Here is a 23,503-nt window from a genome sequence, read left to right as displayed (position 1 = left end):
ACCTGGAGGTCGACCAGCCCGGGACTGATCCACGGCAGGTCCTCGCCACCCGTCTCGCGCCGGATCGCGGTGACCCGGCCGGCGGCGTGCTCGATCCGCAGGAGCTGTCCCGTCCACGGATCACGCCCGGCTAGAGCCATCTGACCCGGTCCCGGAACCGGCCGATGAACTCGGCGTTCGCCTCGTCACCACCGGGCGCGTTGCCGCTGCGCCAGACCGGCGGCACGACGCCCGCCTCGACCAGCCGCTCGATGGTCCGCAGCACCATCGTGTTGAGGGCGAAAGCGTTCGCGAACGTCGAGACCGCCGCGACCCGTTCCGTCATCCCGGCCACCTGGATCACTGCGTCACCGATCGGAACCTTCGTGTCGACCGCGACATCGACAAGGTCGTGCAGGTTGGCCCCGGACGGATGCCGGGCGGGGTGGTCCGGCGCGGTCTGCTCGGCATGCTGCCGCGAGCTCACCCCGATCGTCAGCACCCCGCGCTGCTTCGCGGTCAGGGCCGCATCGATCAGGACGGCGTTGATCCCGTACGCGTTCACCAGCAAAAGCAGGTCGTCCGCACCGAGACCCGCGTTCTCGATCACGATGCGGCCGTAGCCGGGCGTTCGCTCGACGGCCATCGACCGCAACGCACCGTTCGAGAGCAGGGTCCCTTCGTCGAGGAGGGCGGAGACATGCATCAGGCCGCCGGCCCGGAAGAAGATCTCCTGCGCGGCGAGGTTGGAGTGCCCACCCGGCGCGTAGACCTGGATCAGCCGGTCGGCCTCGACCTGGTCGGCCATCAACCGCGCCGCCGCCTCGATCGAGTCGTTCTCCTCCACCTCGATCCGCTCGAGGAGCTTCGTGATCGCGGTCAGGTACTCGCTCATCGGGATGCCTCCTGATCGACAAACAGTCTGGTTCGCGGATGGGTGTGCAGAGCAGTCGCCGGTACGGCGGGGTCCACCGGGCCGGCCAGAGTCCGCCGTACCGCTTCCCGCTTGGCGGCGCCCGACACCATGCAGAAGATCTCGCGCGCCGACAGGAGGAACGGCACGGTCAGCGTCCACGCATGGGTCGGTACCGAATCCAACTCCGGGAACAGTCCTTCGTCCACCTGCTGCATCCGACTGGTGTCGTCCAGTGCGACCACCTGAACAACGTCGGACGTGGTGAAGTCGGCCGGTGGCTCGTTGAACGCAAGGTGACCGTTGACGCCGATGCCGGCCAGCACCATGTCGATCGGTGCCGCCGTGACCAGCTCGGCGTACCGGGCTGCTTCCGGTGCCGGGTCGGCGCCGCCATCGGGGTCGATGACGTGGAGCCGAACCTTGTCGGTGAAGTGCCTGCGCAGCCAGCCGCCGAAGCGCTGCTCCGTCTCCGGCGGCAGGCCGACGTACTCGTCCATGTGGAACGCCTCGACCCGGCTCCAATCGATGCCCTCGGCAACGGAGAGAGCGGCCAGGGTGTGCAGCTGACTCGGCGCGGCCGCGAGCACCATCCGGGCCGAGCCCTGCGCTTGGATGAGCCCACGCAGGGACTCGGCCGCCGCGGCTGCGGCCGCCGCGCCCAGTGCGGCCGGATCGGGATAGGTCTCGACGTTCATGCAGAGATCAGCCGGGTGTGCTGTTCGCCCAGACCGTCGGCCCAGACCCGGAGTACGTCGCCCTCCTTCAGGTAGCGCGGTGGTTTTTGACCGGCGCCGACTCCGGCCGGAGTCCCGGTGCTGATCACGTCACCCGGGTAGAGCGTCATGAACTGGGAGATGTAGCGGACGAGATACGCCACGCCGAAGATCATCTCGGCGGTCGAGCTGTCCTGCAGCACGTTGCCGTTGACGTCCAGACCGAGCGCGATCGCCTGCGGATCGGGAACCTCGTCGGCGGTCAGGAGCCACGGACCGATCGGGCAGAACGTCGGTGCGTTCTTCCCCTTGTCCCACTGACCGCCGCGCTCCAATTGGAAGTGCCGCTCGGAGACGTCGTTGACCAGCACATAGCCGGCGACATGCTCCAGCGCCTCCGCGTCGGACTCGAGGTAGGACGCCGTACGTCCGACCACCACGCCGAGCTCGACCTCCCAGTCGGTCTTCTCGCTACCGCGCGGTATCACGACATCGTCGTGCGCGCCGACGACCGTGTCCGGCGCCTTCATGAACAGGATCGGCTCCGGCGGAGCCTCCTGCCCGCCTTCGGCCGCGTGGTCGGCATAGTTCAGCCCGACGCAGACGATCTTGCCCGGACTGACCGGCGCGGCGAGCCACACGTCCTCGAACGCCACGGCGCCGGCAGGCTCCGCAGCCCGCTCCCGCAGGCGAGCCGGGTCGAACACCTCGGACTCCCCCGGCAGGGTCGCCACCCTGCCGTCCTCGGTCAGCACGGCGTCCCGCAGCCCTTCGTCGGTATGGATACGCAGAAACTTCACTGCTTCCTCCAAGCTCCTTGTTCGGCCCAGTTCAAGTAAGCGATCCCGAGCGCGTGCGACCCCTGGGACGGGACGAGCTGTACGGCGTCGTACACCCTCAACGACTGTTCGTAGACGAGTGGATCGTGTTCAGCGTAAGCACCCCACCGCGCACACTGCACCGCATTGGCCGGTACGGCGGTCGTCGTACCGTTGACGCGGAGCCAGACCTCGGTCTCGGACCGGATCACGTTCTGCGTGAACGTCGCGGTGAACCGCTGCACGTCCGCGGCCAAGCCGTCGTCGACCCCGGCCTCGTACGCTGCCTGCACGAACTCGAGACTGATCGCCGCATGGCTGATGTCCTCGATCTGCCGGGACGCCGGGTACGACGGCGTGTACTCGGAGACGCCTGCGGTCGCGGGGTACCCGGTGTACAGCTCGCTGTGCAGCGGCCAGTACGGCCAGACATACGCTCCCTCGGGGCCGAGAGTCAGCCCGGCCCGGAAGCCCTTGAGCAACTGCTCGGTCCGCGTGCGGTATCGCCGTTCGCCAGTGGCCCGGTAGAGCTCGACCAGGACCTGGCCGAGACCGTGACTCTGGTTGTACGGCTGGATCGTGCCGTCGAACGGAACGGGTGCGCCCTTCGGCCACACGTAGTCACCCGAGCCGTCGGGGCGTACGGCGTACTCACTGTCGTGGAAGGTGACAGCCGCGCGGACCGCCGCCAGCAACTTCTGAGCGATCCGCATACGCCCGCCACGTTTCAGGCGCGGTGACTCGAACACCATCCGGACGTAGCGGGCCAGCGGGTGGGCGATCATCCCCGTGTGCACGGCGAACACGTAGTACTGCGGCTGGAAGGTGATCGTCACCGGCTCCGGCGGAGACGAGTCTCCGGGCGACGTCCTGAGATCGACAGCGGTCCAGCGGAGACCCGCGGTGTACGCGTTGTTGACCGCGCTCACGACGTACGACGCGGCCGCCGGGTCGAGGGAGACACCGCGTAGGGTCACGACAGCAGTCGTGGCGGGGTTGCGGAGGATCAGGTCGAAGGTGCTACCGGAGACGTTCGTGACCTCGGCCGTCGACTCACCCGATCGCGTACCGGCCCAGCGGAGCTGAACGGCTGCCCTGCCGTTGCCGTCGGGCAGGACGCCGTGACCGGCGGTGTAGTTGCCGGCGGTCCGCCAGACCTTCCCGGAGCGGCCGCGGTAATCCGTCACTCCACGAGCCGCATCGGTCGTCGCCGTCAGGTGCGCGGCGCGCTGCTCGAAGGTGTGCAGGTACTTCAGGTCGCCGTAGGCATCGTACATCCGGAGCAGGCCGAGCAGGAAGTAGGACTCACCCCAGGCGTAGAGGCCGACTTCGTTGTGCTGGGGATTGGTCGCGAGGTACGCGGCCTGGGCCGCGTCGAAGGCTTCGGGTGAGTTGTAGACGAGAGCCTCGGCGAACGCCGGAAGAGTCGAAGCGCCGGTCCAGGCGAGGGCTCCGGTGGCGGCGGAGCCCAGCAGCAGTGTGCGTCTGGCGATGGGTGGGTTCATCTCGTGGCCTCACAAGGGACGGAGCGGATATGGGAGGAGAGCGTCTTGGGGATTTTTCGGGTCAGCCCTTCACGGCGCCGCCCATGCTGTCGAGGATGCGTTTCTGCAGCAGCAGGAAGACCACCACGACCGGGATCAGCGAGAGCACCGTGCCGGCCGCAAGACCGCGGACGTCGGTACCGCTGACACCGCTCAGGTAGGCGATACCGAGCGCGATCGGGAACTTGGACTGGCTGGTCAGCGTGACCATCGGCCAGATGAAGCTGTTCCAGACCGAGACGAAACCGAGGATCGCGAGCACCGCCAGGGTCGGCGCGACGATCGGCACCGCGATTCGCCAGAAGATGGCGAATTCGTTCGCGCCGTCCACCCGGGCCGCCTCCACGATCTCGTCCGGGATCTGCGAGAACGCCTGCCGCAGCAGGAAGATGCCCAGCGACGACAGGATGGCCGGCAGGATGACGGAGGCGAACGTGTCGGTCAGGCCCAGCTGGCTCATCACCAGGAAGCGCGGGATCAGCATCAGCTCACCCGGCAGGAACATGATCGACAGGAACAGCATGAAGAACAGTCCCCGGCCGCGGAACGCGATCCGGGCCAGCGGATACGCCGTCAGCGCCGACACGACCAGGTAGACCGGGACGGTGATGCCCACGTAGATCAGTGAGTTCACCAGGAAGCGCGCGTACGGGATCGTGGTCCAGGCCTCCCGGAACCAGTCGACCACCGGCGGCCGCGGGATCAGGTCCGGCGGAAATCCGAAGACGTCCTGGGTAGCCGGTTTGATCGCCGAGCTCAGCAGGATCAGGAACGGGCCGATGAACAGCGCGGCCACCGCGATCAGCAGCAGGTAGAAGGCGGCCCGCCGGACCACCCGCCGATCCACCAGCCGGCTGCGCCGGTACAGCCGGCGCGCCGCCATCAGACGTCCTTCCGGCGGGTGACGGCCAGGTTGACCGCGGCGAGGACGATCATGATGGCCCACAGCACCAGGCCGACCGCGCTCGCGTAGCCCATGTCGTAGTCCTCGAAGGCCTTCGACCAGATGTAGTAGCCGAGGGTGAGGGTGGAGTCGAGAGGACCGCCTCTCGTCAGCACGTAGACGGACTCGAAGGCGCGCATGGCCTCGAGCATGCTGAGGATCAGGGTGACCGCGAAGGTCGGCCGCAGCGACGGCACGATCACGTGCCACAGCCGCTGCCGGCCGTTCGCACCGTCGATCCTGGCCGCTTCCAGATGGTCGGCGGGCACGGCCTGCAGCCCGGCGAGGTAGATCATCATGAACAGCCCGGCGTTCTTCCAGGCCTCCAACAAGACGACGGTCGGCAGCGCCCAGTGCCGGTCGAACAAGAAGTCGATCGGTCCCAGCCCGGCCAGCTGGAGCATCCAGTTGACGACGCCTTCACGGTTGAAGACGTACTTCCACGCCACCGCGACCGCCACCATCGAGGTGATCACCGGCAGGTAGTACAGCATCCGGAACGCCTGGATCGCCCGGAGCTTGACGTTCACCAGCATGGCCAGGAACAGCGGGGCGACCACCGTGAGCGGCAGGAACATGACCACGAACAACAGCGAGTTCCGCAAGGCGATCCAGGCCCGCGGGTCGTCCGCCAGCCGGGCGAAGTTGTCCAGGCCGGTCCAGCGGATCGGGTTCACGATGTCGTAGTCGGAGAAGGCCAGCTGGACCGCGATCACCGCCGGCCAGGCGAACATCGCGGCGTACAGCAGCAGTCCGGGCACCATGAAGAGGTAGGGCGTGTACCAGCGCTGGCCGACCACGCGGCCGTTGAGACCCGACATGCCAGTGACACTCATACAGGCGCCTCTCGCGTCTGAAACCCGGCTTACGGATTTGCGTTGCAGAAGACCGTAGCTCAGAAGCCGACCGGCCGCCAGCCGTCATCGCGACGATTTCGCCCAGTGACGAGTTGACGGCGTCGCACTCTGTCCCCGAACATGATGTCTGGAAGCACCGTTTAGGACATTCCATTCCGTGAGGAGCTCGCGATGGCGCGACGCACACGAACCCTGCTGCGGGGACGACTCGTCCCCACCCTCGCCATGACGCTCGGGCTGTCACTGACGCTCGGCGCCTGCGTGTCCGGGAACCCGGCCACCGGAGACGCCCCGGAGCAGTCGGGCGACGCGTACTCCGGTGAGGTCGAGTGGTGGACGATCAACCTGCAGAAGAACTACGGGCCGGACATCCAGAAGTGGATCGACGCCTACGAGAAGCAACATCCCGACGTCACCATCAAGTGGGTGGACGTTCCCGGTCAGGACATCACCACCAAACTGCTGGCCGCGCTCGCGAGCGGCAAGGTGCCGGACGCGGTGAACATCACCTCCGCGACCACGGGCCTGTTCGCCGGCTCGATGGCCGACCTGAACGGCCTGCTCAGCAAGGAGGAACTGGCCGACTACGCGCCCAACCTCGCCGACCCACTCGTTGTCGACGGCAAGCGGATCGCCATCCCCTGGTACAACGGCGGCACGTCGCTCGGCTTCTACAACAAGGACCTGCTGGCCCCGGCCGGTTTCGACCCGGCCGATCCGCCGAAGACGTACGACGACGCCCTCGCGCTGGCCGCGGCGTACAGGGAGGCGACCGGGAAGTCGGCCACGAACTTCATGGCCTACTCGTCCGTCGTCCAGGCCAACGGCATCCCGCTGCTGTCGACGGACCGGAAGACGGCCGTCTTCAACACTCCCGAGACACTGGCCTTGGTGGAGAAGTTCAAGCCGCTCTTCGACTCCGGCGCGATCGCACCGGGCAGCCTCGGCGCCAACCCGCGTGAACTCCCACAGTCGCTCGAGAACCGGCAGATCGCGTTCAACCCGGCGGCCGTCTCCAGCAGCCTGCTGAACATCGAGAAGAACTCCCCGGCCGTCTACGGCTCGATCGTCGTCGGCCCGCCGGTCAGCGGCGCCGACGGGAAGTACTACATGGCGGGCCAGCAGATCGTCTCCGTGCCGGCGAAGTCGGACAACCAGGCCGCCGCGGCCGCGTGGCTCAAGTTCGTCACCGCCCCCGAGCAGCAGCTCGCCCTCTGCAAGCTGGTGCCGATCTACCCGTCGTCACTGAAGGCGCTCGAGGACCCGTTCTTCACCGAGATCGCGGGCACGACCCAGGCGGACCAGGCCCGCAAGGTCCTGCTCGGCACGTTCAAGAACAGCGTGGACGCCTCCCTCGGCTCCGGGAACGACGAGCAGTTGCGCAAGCTGTTCGACGACCAGATCCGCGCCTACATGTCGGGCACCACCACGGCCAAGGCCGCACTGGACACCGCCGAGAAGGCCTGGAACGAGGTCCTCGCGAAGGGTGCCAGATGAGCAACGTCATCCGGATCGGCATCGTCGGCGCCGGGATCATGGGACGCGGCAACGCGCTCTCCCTGTCCGGGCTGGCCGAGGTCGAGATCACCGCCGTCACCAGTCACTCGGCGGACAGCGCCGCGCGGCTGGCCGACGAGATCCAGGGCCGCGGCGCGCCGCGGCCGACGATCCATCCGGACCTGGACGCCGTGCTGAAGGACGGGAGCGTCGACGCCGTCGTCCTGACCACGCCTGACCACCTGCACGGCGAGATGATGGTGCGGGCGGCCGAGGCCGGCAAGCACATCCTGGTCGAGAAGCCGCTGACCACGTCGGTCGCCGAAGCCGACGCCGCGGTCAAGGCGATCCGGGCGCACGGCGTGGTCGCGATGTGTCTGTTCAACCACCGCTGGGTGCCCGCCTACGCGCAGGCCCACGAGCTGCTCGCGGACCTCGGCGAGGCCGCGGTGGCGTACGCACGCAAGGACGACACCATCTTCGTCCCCACCGAGATGCTGTCCTGGTCCGACCGGACGACCTGCGCGTGGTTCCTGTCCAGCCACGACATCGACCTCGTCTCCTGGCTGCTCCGCGACCAGGTGCACCGGGTCTACGCGACCGCCCGGTGGGGGAAGCTGCGCTCGCTCGGCATCGAGACTCCGGACGCCATCCAGATCCACGCCGAGTACTCCCGCGGTGCGGTGGCGACCTTCGAGTCGGCGTGGATCTACCCGAACACGTTCCCGACCACGGTCGACTCCTACGTCTCGGTGGTCACCGACAACGGCGTCGTCCAACTGGACCGGCAGAAGGAGAGCGTCGTCCTGGCGACCGTGGACCGCTACGCCTACCCCAGGAACATGCTGCAACGCGTGCTGCACGGCATCCCGGCCGGTGCCTACGCCGATGCGATCGCGCACTGGATCAGCTGCTGCCGCACGGGCGAGCAACCGCTCATCACCATCGAGAGCAGCCGGAACGTGACCGCCGTCCTCGAGGCCGCGCATACCTCGATCGAGACCCGGCAGGCTGTCGACGTCTCCATGCTGGCCGACCCGGGAAACGGATGACGACGATCAAGAGTCCCGAGAAGCCGCGACACATCGACGAGCGGATCAACCGGATCGGGACCGACGACCTGATCAAGGCCTTCGGCGCGCCCGCGTCAGTCGAAGACCTGGCGACCCTGCGCTCGTTCGTGGCCGGCCGGTTGCGACGTCCCGCCTGGCCCTTGCGGGAATGGGCGGACGCGATTCGATCCACGCCGGCGGCGGACGCCGTGCTCGTCGAGGCGGCCCCGCTGCTCACCGGCGTGGACGTGACCGGACGCGAGCATGGTCGCTCGAGGCGGTACGGGTTCCACTACCTTGGCTGGTTGGCGCCGGGAGTGCACGCCTGGCTGCTGACTGGCGATGACCGGTACTTGCGAGCGTTCGAGCGACACCTCGAAAACTGGGTCGAGCAGCGCGACTCCGTCACTGGCGAGTGGCCCGGACTCGACGTCATCTGGTACTCGCTCGGCACCTGGGCTCGCTGCCGGAGTCTCCTGCCCACGTTGGAGGTTCTCACCGAGTCGGCGATGTCGGATCGTGCCTGGGGCCGGCTGGTGACGACCCTGGTCGGCGGTGCCCGGTGGGCCTACGACGAGCATGACGTCTTCCGGCACGGCAACTGGCAGCTCGTGTGCGCGACCGAACTGTTGCACATCAGCGCCGTCCTGCCTGACCTGGTCGAGGCAGAGAGTTGGGCGGCGCGAGCACGCGAGCGGATCGACGAGCACCTGCTGCTGGATGTCTACGCGGACGGTGGGCACTACGAGCGCTCGCCCGGCTATCACAAGATGTGCCTGACCGCGCTGCAGACGGCAGCAGTGATCGACCGCCGGTTCGCGGAGCACCCGAAGTTGACGGCGATGCACGAATGGCTGTGCGAGCTCGCTTCGCGCGGTGGATGGGTCCCTCATCTGCAGGACAGCCACATCGAGTGGCCGGCGTTGAGCCTCCTGCGCGGCAGCTATGTGCTCGACAATCCTGTACTGGCACGGACCGCTGCGCAGTGGCTGACACCGGAGGCGTTCAACACCGAAGCTGTGATGCTGCCGGCCTGGACGGACCTGGAGCAGCAACAGCGGTGGTTGAACACGGTGGCGACTGCCTACGAGCACCAGCTACCCGCGCCGCCGCGAAGCACCGTGCTGGCGGACTCCGGCTACGCCATCTTGCGCGGCGACGATCTGCGGGCAGTCATCAACTACGGTCCGCACATCGAGCACGAGCTCGAGTCGCACTCGCATCGCGCCGTACTGGATCTGGTGCTGGACGGGTGGAAGCAACCGCTGCTGTGGGAGGCAGGTGGTCCGCCGAGTTATGACGATCCCGAGTACCTGACGTGGTACCAGTCGGGTCGGGGCCACAATTCGGTGCTGGTCGATGATCAGGAGCTGGGTACCGAGCGCGGTGTGAGCATCGATCCGCTCGTCGACACCGGGCCCGTCGCCGTGTTCTCGGGCCGCCACAGCGGCAACGTCGTACCGCAGGCGCGGACCATCGCGATGGTCCGCGAGGCACCCGCCTTCGTGGTCGTGTCCGACACTGCGGCGACGGACGGGCATGTCTTCCGCGCGTGCTGGCAGGCACTCAATCCGTGGCACCAGGTCGGCCCCCTCGCGTACGACGCTGCTGCGCCTGACGGACCTGGGTTGCTGCTGATTGAAGCCGGCCCGACCGGGGCGACCACTGTCGAGACGACGGAAGGAGTTGCGCGGCGCCCGCTGGAGGGTGGATTCGCGGAGTACGGACCGCTGCATTCGCTGGTGTTCACCCGTGCCCATGGAAGCTTCACGACCGTCCTTCTCCCGCACGAGGGAGCCCTGCCTGCCACCGTCCGCGTGACCCGGGACGACGGCGTGCTCACGATCGACCATGAAGCCGTCGTCGACCGCATCGGTGCGTCCAGCTGGGTGCGGACCGTGAACGGCCAGTTGTCCTGGGCAACCGGTTGGCGAGTGCGGGAACTGAGCGGTGCAGAGGAGTTGCTGTTCCGCAGCACGGCCGAGGTCGACGTCGCAGTCACATCAGCCAACGGCGAACTGCGCTTCGAGGTCACCTGCACAAGCCGCTGCGGCCTGTGGGTGCGCCACGGCCTGAGCGATCGTGGTGAAGTGCCGGCGGCCGACCGGTCACCTGCCGGTGGATCGGATGGTGGGCGGAGATTGTTGCTCGCCGGGGTACCTGTTGATGCCGAGAGCGAGGGTGGATGGAGCCACCTGACACTGCCGTATGCCGGGCGCTGGACGATCGCGGGGGCACGTCATGAGTGAGGACGCAACCACCGGGTGGTTCGACGCCCGGATCGTGACCGGGGCACATCCGGCGGCTCTGGTACCGAAGAGCGACCCGGCTGCGATCGCCGTCCACCTGGACACCTACGGGATGTCAGGCGCGCTCGTCAGTTCGATGGCGTCCTGGCTGCACGACCCGGTAGGTGGCAACGCGGAGGCGAGCGCGGTGGCGCACGGCCTGGCTGACCGCGGCGTCCTGGCGTGCTGGACCGCAGTACCCCCGACCCCTGGCGAGCTGCATTCCCTGGATGCATTGGTCATGCAAGCAGTGACCGAAGGAGTCGCCGCGTTCCGCCTGTATCCGAGGTCTCACGGCTACTCACCGGTGGACCACGCCATGGACGAGCTCTACGCGGCCCTGGCAACGAACGGCCTGCCCCTGTGCGTCGATGTCACCGAGATCGACTGGCACCACCTCGACCACCTGGCCACCCATTTCCCGACCTTGCCGATCATCCTCTCCAACCTCGGCTACCGGCAGCTGCGCAGCCTCTGGGCGGCCGTCCGCGACCACGAGAACTTGTACGTCGACCTCGTCGACTTCGCCGGCCACCAAGCGATCGAGTGGCTGGCGGCCCGGGGACTGGCCGACAGATTGTTGTTCGCGACCGGGCTCGGCCTGCGCGATCCGGGCGAGAGCATCGTCCGCCTGGCGTGGTCCGGTCTCGACGACGACACGGTGGCCCAGATCGGAGCCGGCACCGCGGACCGGCTGTTCGGCATCCGTCGTACTGCGATGGCTGACCAACTCGGAGGGCGACCATGATCGGCCGGCGACCGCAGCGGAGGGTGGTCGACGTCCACGCGCACCTCGGTCCGTACTCGCTCTTCTACATCGCAGAGCCGGACGCGGCAGCCATGGTCGGTGTGATGGACCGGACCGGCACCGAAGTCACCGTCGTGGCAGCGAACCGCGCCATCCAACAGGACGCACACCTCGGCAACTCCCAAGCGCTGGCCGCGGTCGACGCGCATCCCGGCCGGATCGCGGCGTACGCCGTCATCAATCCGTGGCAGGACCCCGTGCGCGAGCTCGAACGGCTCACTCACGACGATCGCTTCGTCGGGATCAAGGTCCACCCGACTCTCCACCGCTATCCGGTGACCGGCTCGCGCTACGCCGCCGTCTGGGCGTTCGCCGAGGAGACCGGCTGCCCTGTGCTCAGCCATTCCGAGCATCAGTCGGCGTACGACGCTCCCGCGCTGTTCGAGGCGGTCGCCGCCAAGTACCCACGGGCGTCGGTGATCCTCGGGCACGCCGGGATCACGGCGGCCGGGGTGGACGAATCGATCGCAGCCGCCGTCCGGCACGAGTCGCTCTGGCTCGAGGTGTGCGGATCGCAGATGACCGGCCCGCTGATCATGGAGATGATCGAACGCGTCGGCAGTCAACGGGTGCTGTTCGGCTCCGACTTCCCGTTCATCGACCAGCGCATGTCGCTCGGCCGGGTGGTGTGCGCGCCGCTGACCGACGGTCAACGCGAAGATGTTCTGAGCGGGAACGCCCGCAGACTGTTCCGGTGGCGACCGCTTCCGGGGGACTCAGGGGTGAGCGATGACTGAAGAAGCGTTGTCCACGGCGGGTGAGCGGCTGCCACCGGTCACGGTCGGACTGTTCGGACCACGCAAACTCGTGAAGACGATGGCCGAGGCGGGCCAGCAGATCACCGACCGATCGCCGCACGGCGTGAAGTTCCTCAACGGCGGCTACGACGACCAGTCCGAGGCCGAGGAGCGGTACCTGAAACTGAGGGACCGGATCGACGCGGCGGTCTTTCCCGGGCCGTGGGTGTTCGACCTCGCGACGGCCGGTCATTGGCTCACTGTCCCGTCGACCCATCTGCCGCTCACCGGCGCCGCGCTGTACGCAGCCCTGCTGCGAGCGTCCCTGAGCATCGACGACGTCGACCTGAGCCGGGTCAGCATCGACTCGCTGTCCGCCGCCGACGTCGAGGAGGCGTACAGCGAAATCGGGCTCGACACGACCGACGTGTACGACATCCCGTACGAGGGACCGGAGTCCGTGGCCGGGTTCGCGGCGTTCCACCGGGAGAAGTGGCAGCGGGACCACACCACACTGGCGCTGACGACGATCCTCTCGGTCGAACGTGAGCTCCGGACCCAGGGCATTCCAGTACTGCGGATCGCGCCCACCCGGTCGAGTGTCCGGGACGCGCTCGAGACCGCGGTCCTTCTCGGTCAGGGGACACGGATGGGTGCGCATCAACTCGCGATGATTGCCGTCCAGCTGATCCCGACGGGGACGTCGCGGGCCGAATCGGGCGACTACTGGCAGCAGGAGCTTGCCGTACTGACACATCAGAAGCTGCTGTCGGAGGCGCGGCACGTCGGTGCGACGGTCGCCCGTCGCTCGGACACGCTGTTCCTCGTCACGACCACGCACGGAGCGCTGACCCGGCTGACCGAGCAGTTCACGGTGGCGCCGTTCCTCGGAGCGCTGTCAGCTCAGCTGGGCGTTCCGGTCGCCGTCGGAGCGGGCGCTGGTCAAACAGCGCGGGCGGCCGAAGCCAACGCCCTGATGGCGGTCGAGGACTCGGTCGACCGTGAGGGCAAGGTCGGCGTCTACCTGGACGGCACGACCGTCCGGACAGAGCTCCCGCCGGGCCGCACGCAGGTCCTGCCGGCCGCGGCCGACCTCATCTCACCCGTGGGCCGGCGCGCCTACGAGATCGTCACGTCGATCGCCGCCGCGGCCTCCCCGGAGTCCGGTCAGCAGGTCGTCGTGGACGTCGAAAGCGTCGCGGACATCATGCAGGTCACCCCGCGGACCGGCCGCCGGATGCTGAAGGAACTGGTCGAGGCCGGGCTGGCCTGGCCGCTGCCACCCGCCCGTTCGACCGGAGGTGGTCGGCCGCGCCAGCAGTTCCGGCTGCTCACCGAGAAGCTCGACTGACCCTGGAGGACGCTGTGCAGACCGTTGCCCGAGGCCACGAACAGACGGACCGCCTGTACGCCCGCGCGAAGCAAGTCATCGCGGGCGGGGTGTCCAGCGACGCCCGCCGCGCGGAAACACCGCTGTTCGTCGACCACGCCCGCGGCGCCGAGCTGTGGGACGTGGACGGCAATCGGTACGTCGACTACGTCCTCGGTCAGGGCCCCAACCTGCTCGGTCACGCGTCACCGATCGTCGCCGAGGCGGTCTCCGCGCAGGTCAGCCGCGGCGTCGCGTACGCCGCCCAGCACGAGCTCGAGGCGGTCGTCGCCGAACGTCTGTGCCAGCTGGTGCCCTCGGCCGAGCTGGTGCGCTTCAACAGTGTCGGGTCGGAGGCCGTGCACGGCGCGATCAGGCTGGCGCGCGGGCACACCGGACGACCGAAGATCGTGAAGTTCGAGGGCAACTACCACGGCTGGCTGGACCCTGTCCTCTACAGCGTGCACCCGGATCTGGCGCTGGCCGGTGACGCGCGCCACCCAGCCGCCGTCGGCGGTACGGCAGGCCAGCCCCGAGGCGGCGCGGACGACCTGATCGTGCTGCCGTACAACGACCTCGACGCCGTGTCCGCGGTGTTCAAGGACCAAGGGGACGAGATCGCCGCCGTGATTCTCGAGCCGCTGCTCTGCAACACCGGCTGCATCACACCGGCGCCGGGCTACCTCGAAGGGTTGCGAGACGTCACGCGGCAGCACGGCGCGTTGCTGATCTTCGACGAGATCATCTCCGGGTTCCGGGTCGCTCCCGGCGGCGCGCAGGAACTCCTCGGCGTCGTGCCGGATCTGTCCGCGTTCGGGAAGGCGATGGCCGGTGGGATGCAGGTGTCAGCGCTGGTCGGTTCGCGTGAGGTGATGACCTCCATCGCGAACGGAACAGTGGCCCATGCCGGCACGTTCAACTCGCACCCGGTCGCGATGGCCGCGGCCGACGCGGTGCTGAGACACCTCGACGAGCACCGCGACGTCGTCTATCCCCCGTTGGTCGCCGCGGGACAACGGCTGATGAACGGACTCCGCGACTCGGCCGCGCGGCACGGTGTACCGATGCTCGTCCACGGTCCCGGGCCGGTGTTCCAGACGTACCTCACCGATCAGCCGGCGGTCACCGACTACCGAAGCTTCGCGGCGTGCGACAGGCCCGCGATGGCGAAGTTCCACGCGGGTCTGTTCGCAGCCGGGATCAACATCGTTCCACGAGGGTTGTGGTTCCTGTCCACCGAGCACACCGACGATCAAGTGGACGAAACCATCGCCATCGCCGACGAGGTACTCGCCACGCTTTGAAGGCCCGGCCCCTGGAACAGCTTCGGGTTGGCCGGCACAGGACCGAACGGCTGGCGGTCCTGGGTGCAGGTCGCGCCGTCGGCGGGGGCCGTCAACGTGGTCAGGTAGGCGGTGATCAGGTTGTCGGCACAGGTGCTCTTGCCGAGCACGGTGTGAACCGTAACCCTCGACCGTGACCAGGTGCGAGTTCGGGCAGAGATCGGCGTACGGGCGGGTGGCCTGGTACCGCGTCGCCGGTCGTACCGGGTGCCGATGACCATCACCGGGGTCTTCGTCGAGGCTTCCACGGACCGAGGAAGGCATCGTGGTCGCGCTTACGCAGGAACTCGCACGGCTGGCCGAGCCACAGCCGCATCCGGCCGAAGTGCGGCGCGCGCGTGTCCGCGGCGTCGGCGTATCGCGGATAGGTCAGCGGACGACCCGAGTGCTTGGCCTCGACGCACGGTTGGAGCGCCGTGCCGATCGACGGCAGCGCACTGGAACGCCCGCAGCTCAGCGCCGCAGCTCCCCCAAAACGAGGTTCTGTACTGCGCCCTTCGGGGCGGCGACTGCGATCGTGGCCGGCGCGACCAGGGCACCGACGGCTACGATGACGGACAGTCTTCGAAGAAATCGTGTCGGCTTCACAGCACGGACCGTAGGCGGCCGGCCACTCCCGGCGCGTCCGCCAACAGAAGGAGGCCGGGTCTCCGCCGTCCAGCGGGCCCGGCCTCTCCTCAGAACTCAGGCGACGATGCGCAGCCTCAGGCCGTCTTCTCCCGGCGCTCGCGCTTGCGCTCGATCTGGTCGCGCGGGATCAGCGTCGGGTTGACGTTCTCCAGCACGACCTCGCCGGTGACGACGACCTTGGCGACGTCCTCACGGCTGGGCACCTCGTACATCACGTTGAGGAGAACCTCTTCCATGATCGCCCGCAGACCACGAGCGCCGGTGCCGCGTAGCAGCGCCTGGTCGGCGATCGCCTCGACCGCGTCGTCGCTGAACTCCAGCTCGACGTTGTCGATCTCGAACAGCCGCCGGTACTGCTTGACCAGCGCGTTCTTCGGCTCGGACAGAATCTTGATCAGGGCGTCGCGGTCCAGCGGGGACACCGTGGTGATCACCGGGAGCCGGCCGATGAACTCGGGGATCAGGCCGAACTTCAACAGATCCTCCGGCATCACGTCGGAGTACCCGCCGACCTCCTTCGGCTTCTCCGGCTCGCGCGAGGTGTTGAAACCGAGGGTCTTCTTGCCGACCCGCTGCTCGACCATGTGGTCCAGGCCGGCGAACGCGCCGCCGACGATGAACAGCACGTTGGTGGTGTCGATCTGGATGAACTCCTGGTGCGGGTGCTTGCGGCCACCCTGCGGCGGGACACTCGCGGTGGTGCCCTCCAGGATCTTCAGCAGCGCCTGCTGGACACCCTCGCCGGAGACGTCCCGGGTGATCGACGGGTTCTCGCTCTTGCGGGCGATCTTGTCGACCTCGTCGATGTAGATGATCCCGGTCTCGGCCTTCTTGACGTCGTAGTCGGCCGCCTGGATCAGCTTGAGCAGAATGTTCTCGACGTCCTCACCGACGTACCCGGCCTCGGTCAGCGCGGTGGCGTCGGCGATCGCGAACGGAACGTTCAGCATCCGCGCCAGCGTCTGCGCCAGGTAGGTCTTGCCGCAGCCGGTCGGGCCGATCAGCAGGATGTTCGACTTGGCCAGCTCGACCGCCTCGTCCTTGGCGTGCCGGCCGGCGGTGGAGCTGCCCTGACCGTCACGGACCCGCTTGTAGTGGTTGTACACCGCCACTGCGAGCGCCTTCTTGGCCACGTCCTGTCCGACGACGTACGCGTTGAGGAAGTCGTAGATCTCCCGCGGTTTGGGGAGCTCGGTGAGGCCGACCTCGGAGCCCTCGTTCAGCTCCTCCTCGATGATCTCGTTGCAGAGATCGATGCATTCGTCGCAGATGTAGACGCCGGGACCGGCGATGAGCTTCTTGACCTGCTTCTGGCTCTTACCGCAGAACGAGCATTTCAGCAGGTCGCCGCCGTCACCTATGCGTGCCACCGGGACAGATCCCTTCTCTGAGCAGTCGAACCGTGGGCCGAGGGGGCGTAGGCCGCTCGGGCCGGGTGCCGAACGGTAACCCGGACTCCGATTCGACGGTACCCCGCCGGAGGCCGAAACGCCGCGCCCGCCGCCGCGTTGTGACTACGCCGGTGGCGAACGCGCTCCGCCCTTGACAACTGGATAAAGCCGCTGGACAGGCTCATGTCAGTACCGTCCGCCCGGGTCGGACGTGATAAACGTCCGCCGGTCCGCACTCCCGGCCGCGGCGAGGCGGCCGGGACGCACGGAGCGAGGCTCAGACGCCGGCCGGGACCGGGGACTTGAGGGTCTGCAGCACGTCGTCGATCAGGCCGTACTCGATGGCCTGCTCGGCGGTCAGGAACTTGTCCCGCTCGATGTCACGCGAGACCTCCTCCAGCGACTTGCCGCTGGCATCGGCGATCATCTTCTCCAGCAGCGCGCGCAGCCGGAGGATCTCGTTCGCCTGGATCTCGATGTCGCTGGACTGCCCGTAGGTGCCCTCGGTGGCCGGCTGGTGGATGATGATCCGGCTGTTCGGCAGCGCCAGCCGCTTGCCCGGCGTACCGGCGGCGAGCAGCACCGCGGCGGCCGAGGCGGCCTGGCCCAGGCACACCGTCTGGACGTCGGGCTTGATGTAGCGGACGGTGTCGTAGATCGCGGTCAGCGCGGTGAACGAGCCGCCCGGGGAGTTGATGTAGATGCTGATGTCGCGGTCGGAGTCCATCGACTGCAGGCACAGCAGCTGCGCCATCACCGCGTTCGCGATCTCGTCGGTGATCGGGGTACCGAGGAAGATGATGCGGTCCTCGAACAGCTTGGTGTAGGGGTCGATCCGGCGCATGCCGTACGACGTGCGCTCCTCCCACTGCGGGATGAAGTAGTTCATGAGTTGCGTCCTTGTCTACCGGTGAGAGGTCAGGAGTTCGGGCTGCCGGAGCTGAGCTGGGCGGCGCTGGCGACCACGTGGTCGATGAAGCCGTACTCCTTGGCCGCGTCGGCGGTGAACCAGCGGTCCCGGTCCGCGTCGTTCTCGACCTGCTCGAGCGGCTGGCCGGTGTGCTCGGCGATCAGCTTGAACAGCTGCGCCTTGATGTGCAGCGACTGCTCGGCCTGGATCTTGATGTCGGACGCCGTACCACCCATACCGCCGGACGGCTGGTGCATCATGATCCGCGCGTGCGGCAGCGCGAACCGCTTGTTCTTCGCGCCGGCGCAGAGCAGGAACTGGCCCATCGAGGCGGCGAGGCCCATCCCGACGGTCGCGACGTCGTTGGAGATGTACTGCATGGTGTCGTAGATCGCCATGCCGGAGTCCACCGAGCCGCCCGGCGAGTTGATGTACAGCCAGATGTCCTTGTTGGGGTCCTCGGCGTTGAGGAGCAGCATCTGCGCACAGATCGCGTTCGAGTTCTCGTCCCGAACTTCGGACCCCAGGAAAATGATCCGGTTCTGCAGCAGGCGCTGGTAGATGTGGTCGTCGAGTCCGCCGGATCCGTTGCCGCCCGCGGCGGTGGGGCTGGCTGCAAATGTCTCGTTCACGAAGCCGACATTACTGGGCGGCGGCGACAGACCTAAGGTTGGGCCACAGGTGTTCGCTCACGGCGCACCGAGTCTGCCCTGAGCAAATTTCTTCCCGGTCGGCAAGTGTCGCCGTCACCAGCCACAGAGCGCGGCCCCGGCGAACGCCCCAACCTCGCCGGGCCGGCGCGAAGCGGGTCCCGGTTCGCGTGCGCCGACCCGCTCACCAGGCGCTTGAGCTGTCGGGCGCGGTACCGCCCGCGCGGCCCTCGGTCCTCGATCCCGGTGCCCCGGCAGCCAGAGGCACGGCTGGTCGCGGTCTGCCACTGCGATTCCTCCCCGGGCGGTCGACGGCGCACCGGTCACGCTAGGGAGCCCGCCTTTCAGATCGCTTTCAGCCGGCTGAAACGCGTCGACGGCCCGGATCCACACGGGATCCGGGCCGTCGCGTCGTACTGCTGATCAGGCCTTCGCCGGCTCCTCGGCCGGGGCCTCGGCGGACGCCTCGCCCTCGGTCGCCTCGGCGGCCGGGTCTGCGTACGAGCCGTCGGGCTGCAGGGTCTTCAGCTCGACCACGTTGCCGGAGGCGTCGGTGACCTTCGCGTTCTCGACCAGGTGCGCCAGCGCCTTGCCGCGGACGACCTCGGACACCAGGCTCGGCACCAGGTTGTTCTCGACCGCGTGCTGGGCGAACTGGTCCGGGCTGACGCCGGACCGCTGCGCGTGCCGGACGATGTGCTCGGTCAGCTCCTGGTCGTTGACGCTCAGCTCCTGTTCCTCGGCCACCAGGTCGAGCACGAACTGCGCCTTGATCGCGTCCTCGGAGCGCTTCTTCAGGTCCTCGTCGAACTCGTCCTGGGTCTGCTCCTCGCCCTCCAGGAACTGCTCGAACGTCATCCCGGAGTACCCGAGCTGCTGCTCCAGGTTCTCCTTCCGGGCGGCCAGCTCGTCGATCAGCAGACCCTCCGGCACCGGCACCTCTACCAAGGTCAGGATCTTCTCGAGAACGGCGTCGCGCGCCTCGCCGGCCTGCTCGAGCCGCTTGCCGCGCTCCAGCCGGCCGCGGATGTCGGCCTTGAGCTCCTCGGCGGTGTCGAACTCGGACGCGGTCTGCGCGAACTCGTCGTCGAACGCCGGCAGCTCCTGCTCCTTGACCGCGGTCACGGTCACCTCGACGTCGACGTCCTCGCCCTTCAGCGCGCCGCCGACCAGCTGGGTGACGAAGGTCGTGCTCTCACCGGCGTTCAGCCCGGCGACCGCCTCGTCCAGGCCGTCGAGCAGCTGCCCGCTGCCGACCTGGTACGACAGGCCGGTGGCCTGGGCCTCCTCGACCTTCTCGCCGTCCTTGCTCGCGGACAGGTCGAGAGTGATGTAGTCCTTGTCCTGCACGGCCCGCTCGACCGGGTTCAGCGAGCCGAACCGCTGCCGCAGCGCCTCGATCTGCTCGTCCACCTCGTCGTCGGAGATCGCGATGTCCTCGACCTCGGCCTCCAGACCCGACAGGTCCGGCAGAGTGATCTCCGGGCGCACCTCGACCTCGGCGGAGAACTGCAGGCTCTCCTTGTCGTTGAACTCGGTCACGTCGACCTCAGGCCGGCCGATCGCCTTGACCTTGTTGTCCTGCACCGCCTGCGAGTACAGCTTCGGCAGCGCGTCGTTGATCGCCTCCTCGAGCACCGGCCCGCGGCCGACCCGCTGGTCGATCACCTGCGGCGGGACCTTGCCCTTGCGGAACCCCGGAACGGTGATCTGCTTCGCGATGCTCTGGTACGCCGCGTCGAGGCTCGGCTTGAGCTCCTCGAACGGCACCTCGACGATGAGCCGGACCTTCGTCGGGCTCATGGACTCGACGGTGCTCTTCACGGTGGCGGTTCTCCTTGATCGATGACTTCACAGCACGGGGGCAGCCCGCGCTGCAGGGGTGCTGCAGGGGGTTTGTCGGGGCGACAGGACTCGAACCTGCGGTCTCCTGCTCCCAAAGCAGGCGCGCTAGCCACTACGCTACGCCCCGCAGTGACCGCACGAGTCTAGTCGACCCGACCCAGTGCACGCGAAACGACCCCGCCGGACACCGTTTTGAGTCCACCCCACTCCATGTGGAATCATGTCCGAGCACCGCGGGTGTAGCTCAATGGTAGAGCCCCAGTCTTCCAAACTGGCTACGCGAGTTCGATTCTCGTCACCCGCTCGACACACGAAAGGCCCCTAGCGACAGAGATCTGAGGCTAGGGGCCTTCGTCATGCTGGGACCGATTCGAGGACCGTGCCCTCCAGTGCCCTAATCAGTCGGCCCCAGTACCCCGGCCGCCCCCTCGTCGTCATCGGGCGTGCCCTCGGTCAAGCCCTCGATTTGGCGTTCAACTAGCTCGTCCAGCCGGTCGGCGATCTCCCGAGCCCGCTCGTCTGTGGCGTGCTGGTAGATGAGCGCGGCGCGCATCGTCGACTGCCCCATCCGCTGCATCAGCTCCTTGGTCAACGCGCCACTCATCGCCGCGAGGTGGTTACCTTGTGACACAGGTCATTTGCACGTGAAGCCCTCGGGGAGACCAGCCTCAGCTACGCGGGTCGCTCACTTGACCGTTGTCCGCCAGCTCTCCCGCTTCGGAGTTGCACCCCGCTCCCCCGTGAACACGAGTGTCAGGAGCCGACGGACTCCGCCAGGCGCTTCCTGAAGTACCGGGCCGAGGATCAAGGGCCCACCATCCCTAGATCCGGCCCAGCCAAGGACCTCTACAACACGCGCCGAGCCCGCGGCGACCGCCACGCTGCAGCACTGCGTATCGTCTTCAACCGGCTTCTCAAAAACAACTCTGGTACTGCCTCCAAACCAACCAGCCATACGACGAAACACAGGCCTTCCCCAACCACACGGAGCAGCCCACAACAGCCGCCGCTCGACCCCTTCGCCAGCTCGGATCTCTGACCAACGCCCCTGGTACTGCGGTCTCAGCGGATCGGCCAGACAACCTCGATGAGGTGGTCGTCCGGCTCAAGGTTCCACTCGGGACTGGTGTGGTAGATCCAGCGCGGCTCGCCGTCGAGGCTCAGCTGCTCACGGTCGGCGTATTCGCGGAGCCGTTGAACCACTGCCTTGCCCGCGGTGAGGTGTATGTCGTCACGGTACAGAGCGGAGACGGCCTCAGTTGCTGGAAGCATCACCGCTTCGACATCTTCCGTAGACTGGGCCGGCCTGTCCACTGGAATGACCGCCTCACCCGGGATGAGGCCGTCGTTCGTTGGTTCGCCGACACAGATGTATACGGTGCCTGCCTGGATCAGACTCTGCCGTCGAACTTCTGCGCTGACTTCGCCGAGCGCCGCTGCAGCGCCGGAGTTGGGGTTCGACGGATCCCACAACCCTCGGCTCCGGAGGGCTGGCTGCTCGCGCAGGCGTCTGCGCATGACGTCAGTGACCACGATCATCGGTGGCTCAGGCATGCTCCCGAAGCTGTCAAGTGGTCTGTCCGTCGGTCAAGCGCTCCATACGACCAACCACACGCCTTCCGAAGTACGCCGAGCAGCCCGAAACAGCCGCCGCTTGACCCCTTGGCCTGATCGGGGGGACGGGGCAGGTGTGGAGGACTCAAGCGCTGTCGTTGTGCGGCTTTCGTCCGTGGCGGCCGGGCGGCCCGGCTGGCAAACGGCGGATCAGGGGTTGCAGCCACCGGGCTGGGGGTGCGTCGGACGGCCCATCGCCATCGAGCTGGTAGATGATCTCGCCGACTATGAACACGAGTACAAAGGGCGCCGCCAGCCAGTCGAGCTCCAGGACGAGCCCGGCGACTAGGCCACCCGTCCATGACCCCGCTACTAGCCACCCCACGTGACGACGGAGGACGGCAGAGGCCCAGAGCGCCCGCAATGCCAGGCCGACAGTGATCACGATCAACAGCAGCAGCTCGAAGTTCATCCGGGCCCTCCGATTCTGGCGTGAGCGTATCGGCGAGCTTGTCGGAGTCGGTAGAACCTACGTCGGCGGGTGCCCACCACGTGCCCTAAGCGCCGCCGGTCATTGCCGGGGTCGAGCGGGGTCCCACTCCGAGCGTGAGCGCCCTGTGTACACGGGCGATCGGCCGCGCTTCCGAACTGCCTACGCGAGTTCGATTCTCGTCACCCGCTCCACGGGCGAGGGCCCAGGTCAGAGGCACAATCCTCCAGCCTGGGCGTTTCGCTTGCCTGGCTCAAGGACGGTACGTCGTCAAGCGGTTGCCGGGGTGGGCGGGGCTCGTCCACACTCCGGTCGTGGATGATGCTGAGCTCGACGTACGGGTGAGGAACGAGCGGTATCCGCGGGCTGGTGGGTATTCGGGTCGATGGATGGTTGACGGGGCGATGGGGCCGAATCCGGTGTGGCAGGCGGAGGCTCTGGCGGATCTCATGCGGTTCGAGCCGGGCATGCGGGTGCTCGACATGGGGTGTGGCGCCGCGCTGAGCTCGATCTTTCTGGCCAAGGAGTTCGGTGTCGAGGTGTGGGCGACTGACCTGTGGGTCAAGCCCGACGAGAATCTGCGCCGGGTGGCCGAGGCACGCGTCGAATCTCAGGTTCACCCGGTCCACGCCGAGGCGCACGCACTGCCGTTCGCCGAGGAGTTCTTCGACGTGCTGATCAGCATCGGCGCCTACCACTACTTCGGCACCGATGACCTGTATCTCGGCTACTTCTCCGGCTTCGTGAAGGCCGGCGGGCGGATCGGCATTGTTCAGCCCGGGCTTGCTGAGGAGTACGAGACGCTGCCTCCGCCGCACCTCGGGCCGTACTGGAAATGGGACTTCTGCGCCTGGCACAGCCCGGCGTGGTGGCGTCGGCACTGGGAGAAGACCGGTCTGGTTACCGTCGAGGTCGCCGACCGCCTGCCTGACGGCTGGCGTGAGTGGTTGCAGTGGAACGACGCCTGCGACCTAGCCAGCGGTACGCCGGACCGGGAGGAAGCCCAGATGCTTCGCAGCGATGCCGGCCGGACCCTCGGCCTCACCCGCGTGATCGCCCGCCGCAACACTCGGCCTCTGCCGGCTGCCTGACAACGGTGGCGAGGACGCGCAGGTGCCAGGATGGCGGGATGGGCGACGGGATTGTCGTGGTGGCGTACGACCCGGGGT

General features: G+C 67.7%; 22 protein-coding genes and 2 tRNA genes. 9 read left to right on the top strand and 15 right to left on the bottom strand.

Annotation, left to right across the window (positions count from 1 at the left end):
- Positions 1 to 130: 130 nt before the first annotated feature.
- The 6 genes from E1218_RS24800 to E1218_RS24775 form a co-directional block, all read right to left on the bottom strand.
- Positions 131 to 874 (bottom strand): sugar isomerase domain-containing protein, encoded by a 744-nt coding sequence (locus tag E1218_RS24800; RefSeq protein ID WP_132324150.1) that lies wholly within the window; start codon positions 872 to 874, stop codon positions 131 to 133.
- Entirely contained in the window at positions 871 to 1,590 is a 720-nt protein-coding gene (locus tag E1218_RS24795; RefSeq protein ID WP_202866173.1) for a 6-phosphogluconolactonase, read from the bottom strand. The genes E1218_RS24800 and E1218_RS24795 overlap by 4 nt, the downstream gene beginning before the upstream one ends.
- Positions 1,587 to 2,408, bottom strand: coding sequence for a fumarylacetoacetate hydrolase family protein (locus E1218_RS24790; protein WP_233712442.1), 822 nt, complete (start codon positions 2,406 to 2,408; stop codon positions 1,587 to 1,589). The genes E1218_RS24795 and E1218_RS24790 overlap by 4 nt, the downstream gene beginning before the upstream one ends.
- A complete protein-coding gene (locus tag E1218_RS24785; protein ID WP_132324146.1) occupies positions 2,405 to 3,931 on the bottom strand; it encodes a hypothetical protein in 1,527 nt (508 codons plus the stop codon). The genes E1218_RS24790 and E1218_RS24785 overlap by 4 nt, the downstream gene beginning before the upstream one ends.
- A gap of 61 nt (positions 3,932 to 3,992) precedes the next feature.
- On the bottom strand, positions 3,993 to 4,853 hold the full coding sequence (locus tag E1218_RS24780) for a carbohydrate ABC transporter permease (protein ID WP_132324144.1): 861 nt from the start codon (positions 4,851 to 4,853) through the stop codon (positions 3,993 to 3,995).
- Complete coding sequence (locus E1218_RS24775; RefSeq protein ID WP_132324142.1) at positions 4,853 to 5,749, bottom strand: carbohydrate ABC transporter permease; 897 nt, start codon at positions 5,747 to 5,749, stop codon at positions 4,853 to 4,855. The genes E1218_RS24780 and E1218_RS24775 overlap by 1 nt, the downstream gene beginning before the upstream one ends.
- A gap of 192 nt (positions 5,750 to 5,941) precedes the next feature.
- Here E1218_RS24775 and E1218_RS24770 point away from each other — a divergent pair, with 192 nt between their 5' ends.
- The 7 genes from E1218_RS24770 to E1218_RS24740 are packed head-to-tail and all read left to right on the top strand — an operon-like array spanning position 5,942 to position 14,825.
- Positions 5,942 to 7,267, top strand: coding sequence for an ABC transporter substrate-binding protein (locus E1218_RS24770; protein WP_132324140.1), 1,326 nt, complete (start codon positions 5,942 to 5,944; stop codon positions 7,265 to 7,267).
- Entirely contained in the window at positions 7,264 to 8,319 is a 1,056-nt protein-coding gene (locus E1218_RS24765; RefSeq protein WP_132324138.1) for a Gfo/Idh/MocA family protein, read from the top strand. The genes E1218_RS24770 and E1218_RS24765 overlap by 4 nt, the downstream gene beginning before the upstream one ends.
- Positions 8,316 to 10,568 (top strand): heparinase II/III family protein, encoded by a 2,253-nt coding sequence (locus E1218_RS24760; protein WP_132324136.1) that lies wholly within the window; start codon positions 8,316 to 8,318, stop codon positions 10,566 to 10,568. The genes E1218_RS24765 and E1218_RS24760 overlap by 4 nt, the downstream gene beginning before the upstream one ends.
- Positions 10,561 to 11,355, top strand: coding sequence for an amidohydrolase family protein (locus E1218_RS24755; protein WP_165949403.1), 795 nt, complete (start codon positions 10,561 to 10,563; stop codon positions 11,353 to 11,355). The genes E1218_RS24760 and E1218_RS24755 overlap by 8 nt, the downstream gene beginning before the upstream one ends.
- On the top strand, positions 11,352 to 12,152 hold the full coding sequence (locus E1218_RS24750) for an amidohydrolase family protein (RefSeq protein WP_132324132.1): 801 nt from the start codon (positions 11,352 to 11,354) through the stop codon (positions 12,150 to 12,152). The genes E1218_RS24755 and E1218_RS24750 overlap by 4 nt, the downstream gene beginning before the upstream one ends.
- Positions 12,145 to 13,503 carry a hypothetical protein gene (locus E1218_RS24745; protein ID WP_132324130.1) on the top strand — a complete coding sequence of 453 codons (1,359 nt, stop codon included), beginning with the start codon at positions 12,145 to 12,147 and terminating at the stop codon, positions 13,501 to 13,503. The genes E1218_RS24750 and E1218_RS24745 overlap by 8 nt, the downstream gene beginning before the upstream one ends.
- Positions 13,504 to 13,517: 14 nt before the next feature.
- Entirely contained in the window at positions 13,518 to 14,825 is a 1,308-nt protein-coding gene (locus E1218_RS24740; protein WP_165949402.1) for an aspartate aminotransferase family protein, read from the top strand.
- On the opposite strand, the gene E1218_RS38260 is transcribed toward E1218_RS24740, so the two are convergent.
- From E1218_RS38260 to E1218_RS24710, 6 genes are all read right to left on the bottom strand, one after another.
- Positions 14,774 to 15,112, bottom strand: coding sequence for an alpha/beta hydrolase (locus E1218_RS38260; protein WP_132324126.1), 339 nt, complete (start codon positions 15,110 to 15,112; stop codon positions 14,774 to 14,776). The two genes, E1218_RS24740 and E1218_RS38260, sit on opposite strands and share 52 nt — an antisense overlap.
- 456 nt (positions 15,113 to 15,568) lie before the next feature.
- Entirely contained in the window at positions 15,569 to 16,864 is a 1,296-nt protein-coding gene (gene clpX / locus E1218_RS24730) for an ATP-dependent Clp protease ATP-binding subunit ClpX (protein ID WP_132324124.1), read from the bottom strand.
- Between the two features lie 298 nt (positions 16,865 to 17,162).
- A complete protein-coding gene (locus E1218_RS24725; protein ID WP_132324122.1) occupies positions 17,163 to 17,774 on the bottom strand; it encodes an ATP-dependent Clp protease proteolytic subunit in 612 nt (203 codons plus the stop codon).
- 29 nt (positions 17,775 to 17,803) lie between these two features.
- A complete protein-coding gene (locus tag E1218_RS24720) occupies positions 17,804 to 18,427 on the bottom strand; it encodes a ClpP family protease (RefSeq protein ID WP_132324120.1) in 624 nt (207 codons plus the stop codon).
- Positions 18,428 to 18,868: 441 nt separating this feature from the next.
- On the bottom strand, positions 18,869 to 20,269 hold the full coding sequence (tig, locus tag E1218_RS24715; RefSeq protein WP_132324118.1) for a trigger factor: 1,401 nt from the start codon (positions 20,267 to 20,269) through the stop codon (positions 18,869 to 18,871).
- A gap of 75 nt (positions 20,270 to 20,344) precedes the next feature.
- Positions 20,345 to 20,417, bottom strand: a tRNA-Pro gene (locus E1218_RS24710).
- A 106-nt stretch (positions 20,418 to 20,523) separates the two neighbouring features.
- On the opposite strand from E1218_RS24710, the gene E1218_RS24705 reads away from it, so the two are divergent.
- A tRNA-Gly gene (locus tag E1218_RS24705) sits at positions 20,524 to 20,594 on the top strand.
- Between the two features lie 90 nt (positions 20,595 to 20,684).
- Here E1218_RS24705 and E1218_RS36720 read toward each other — a convergent pair.
- From E1218_RS36720 to E1218_RS24690, 3 genes are all read right to left on the bottom strand, one after another.
- The gene (locus tag E1218_RS36720; protein WP_202866171.1) at positions 20,685 to 20,882 is read right to left on the bottom strand and encodes a hypothetical protein; all 198 of its coding nucleotides are present in this window, start codon (positions 20,880 to 20,882) and stop codon (positions 20,685 to 20,687) included.
- Between the two features lie 470 nt (positions 20,883 to 21,352).
- On the bottom strand, positions 21,353 to 21,844 hold the full coding sequence (locus tag E1218_RS24695) for a hypothetical protein (RefSeq protein WP_132324116.1): 492 nt from the start codon (positions 21,842 to 21,844) through the stop codon (positions 21,353 to 21,355).
- Positions 21,845 to 21,989: 145 nt separating this feature from the next.
- Positions 21,990 to 22,316: a hypothetical protein gene (locus E1218_RS24690; RefSeq protein ID WP_132324114.1), complete on the bottom strand. Its 327-nt coding sequence runs from the start codon at positions 22,314 to 22,316 to the stop codon at positions 21,990 to 21,992.
- Between the two features lie 332 nt (positions 22,317 to 22,648).
- Here E1218_RS24690 and E1218_RS24685 point away from each other — a divergent pair, with 332 nt between their 5' ends.
- On the top strand, positions 22,649 to 23,425 hold the full coding sequence (locus E1218_RS24685) for an SAM-dependent methyltransferase (protein WP_202866170.1): 777 nt from the start codon (positions 22,649 to 22,651) through the stop codon (positions 23,423 to 23,425).
- Positions 23,426 to 23,503 lie beyond the last annotated feature (78 nt).

This window comes from Kribbella turkmenica, from assembly GCF_004348725.1.
GTDB lineage: Bacteria > Actinomycetota > Actinomycetes > Propionibacteriales > Kribbellaceae > Kribbella > Kribbella turkmenica.
This window is presented reverse-complemented; position numbering and strand designations above follow the sequence as displayed.

Bases quoted from the DNA above. Each gene is read 5' to 3' on its own strand.
- E1218_RS24800 (WP_132324150.1), bottom strand. From the start codon at position 874: ATGAGCGAGTACCTGACCGCGATCACGAAGCTCCTCGAGCGGATCGAG.
- E1218_RS24795 (WP_202866173.1), bottom strand. From the start codon at position 1,590: ATGAACGTCGAGACCTATCCCGATCCGGCCGCACTGGGCGCGGCGGCC.
- E1218_RS24785 (WP_132324146.1), bottom strand. From the start codon at position 3,931: ATGAACCCACCCATCGCCAGACGCACACTGCTGCTGGGCTCCGCCGCC.
- E1218_RS24780 (WP_132324144.1), bottom strand. From the start codon at position 4,853: ATGGCGGCGCGCCGGCTGTACCGGCGCAGCCGGCTGGTGGATCGGCGG.
- E1218_RS24775 (WP_132324142.1), bottom strand. From the start codon at position 5,749: ATGAGTGTCACTGGCATGTCGGGTCTCAACGGCCGCGTGGTCGGCCAG.
- E1218_RS24770 (WP_132324140.1), top strand. From the start codon at position 5,942: ATGGCGCGACGCACACGAACCCTGCTGCGGGGACGACTCGTCCCCACC.
- E1218_RS24765 (WP_132324138.1), top strand. From the start codon at position 7,264: ATGAGCAACGTCATCCGGATCGGCATCGTCGGCGCCGGGATCATGGGA.
- E1218_RS24760 (WP_132324136.1), top strand. From the start codon at position 8,316: ATGACGACGATCAAGAGTCCCGAGAAGCCGCGACACATCGACGAGCGG.
- E1218_RS24755 (WP_165949403.1), top strand. From the start codon at position 10,561: ATGAGTGAGGACGCAACCACCGGGTGGTTCGACGCCCGGATCGTGACC.
- E1218_RS24750 (WP_132324132.1), top strand. From the start codon at position 11,352: ATGATCGGCCGGCGACCGCAGCGGAGGGTGGTCGACGTCCACGCGCAC.
- E1218_RS24745 (WP_132324130.1), top strand. From the start codon at position 12,145: ATGACTGAAGAAGCGTTGTCCACGGCGGGTGAGCGGCTGCCACCGGTC.
- E1218_RS24725 (WP_132324122.1), bottom strand. From the start codon at position 17,774: ATGAACTACTTCATCCCGCAGTGGGAGGAGCGCACGTCGTACGGCATG.
- E1218_RS24695 (WP_132324116.1), bottom strand. From the start codon at position 21,844: ATGCCTGAGCCACCGATGATCGTGGTCACTGACGTCATGCGCAGACGC.
- E1218_RS24690 (WP_132324114.1), bottom strand. From the start codon at position 22,316: ATGAACTTCGAGCTGCTGCTGTTGATCGTGATCACTGTCGGCCTGGCA.